This is a genomic window from Pseudomonas sp. PB106 (genome assembly GCF_009764645.1).
GTDB lineage: Bacteria > Pseudomonadota > Gammaproteobacteria > Pseudomonadales > Pseudomonadaceae > Aquipseudomonas.
Genome location: NZ_RWIM01000137.1, coordinates 1 through 1,287, shown reverse-complemented (window position 1 = coordinate 1,287; position 1,287 = coordinate 1). Strand labels below are relative to the sequence as shown.

Sequence of the window (1,287 nt, the reverse complement as noted above, 5' to 3'; positions counted from 1 at the left end):
TCGGCAAAACCACCGGCACCGTGACCACTATTGCGCCGAACGATGCGCTGACCGGTCATGCCCCGATTACCAATGCGATCACCGGCGTTTCTGGTGGCAACTACGAAAATCTGGTCGCCGACAAAACTCCGGTTTCGACCACAGTCACCGATACCGTCGACACCACCAACCTGTCGCTGTCCGCGACCGGTTCTGTGGCCGAGGGTGGTTCGATCATTTACACCGCGACACTGACCAACGCTGCTGGCTCGCCAGTCACCGTGACCCTGAGCAACGGCTCGGTAATCACCATCAAGGCTGGCGAAACTTCCGGCACTGTGACCGTCGCTGCACCCGCTGACGACGTCTACAAAGATGCCGGCAACGTCCAGGCAACGATCAAAACCGCCACCGGCGGCAGCTTCGAAAACCTCGTCACCAGCACCACGCCAGCCGTGACCAGCGTCACCGACACCATCGATACCACCACCGTCAAACTGACCGCTACCGAATCGGCAGCGGAAGGTGGCACCGTCACCTACACCGCCTCCGTTGGTGCGCCAGTGACCGGTTCGCCGGTTGTGGTGACCTTGGCCAACGGCCAAAGCATCACCATCGAAGTCGGCAAAACGACCGGCACCGCGACCACTATTGCGCCGAACGATGCGCTGACCGGTCATGCCCCGATTACCAATGCAATCACAGGTGTCACGGGTGGTAACTATGAAAATCTCGTTGCCGACAAAACCCCGGTTTCGACCAATGTCACTGACACTGTCGACACCACTAACCTGTCGCTGAGCGCGACCGGCTCTGTGGCTGAAGGTGGCTCGATTGTCTACACCGCCACTCTGACCAACGCCGCTGGCTCGCCAGTGACCGTGACCCTGAGCAACGGCTCGGTAATCACCATCAAGGCTGGCGAAACTTCCGGCTCTGTGACCGTCGCCGCACCAGCGGACGACGTCTACAAAGACGCCGGCAACGTCCAGGCGACGATCAAAACCGCCACCGGCGGCAGCTTCGAGAATCTGGTGACCAGCACCGCACCCGCCGTGACCAGCGTCACCGACACCATCGACACCACCACCGTAAAACTGACTGCAACCGAGTCGGCAGCGGAAGGTGGAACCGTCACCTACACCGCCTCCGTTGGTGCGCCAGTGACCGGTTCGCCGGTCGTGGTGACCTTGGCCAACGGCCAAAGCATCACCATCGAAGTCGGCAAAACCACCGGCACCGTGACCACTATTGCGCCGAACGATGCGCTGACCGGTCATGCCCCGATTACCAATGCGATCACCGGCG

At 61.0% G+C, this 1,287-nt stretch carries 1 protein-coding gene; it reads left to right on the top strand.

What is annotated here, in order from left to right; all coding sequences use genetic code 11:
* On the top strand, window positions 1–1,287 hold a 1,287-nt coding region (locus EJA71_RS18790; RefSeq protein ID WP_178113723.1), incomplete at both ends, for an immunoglobulin-like domain-containing protein.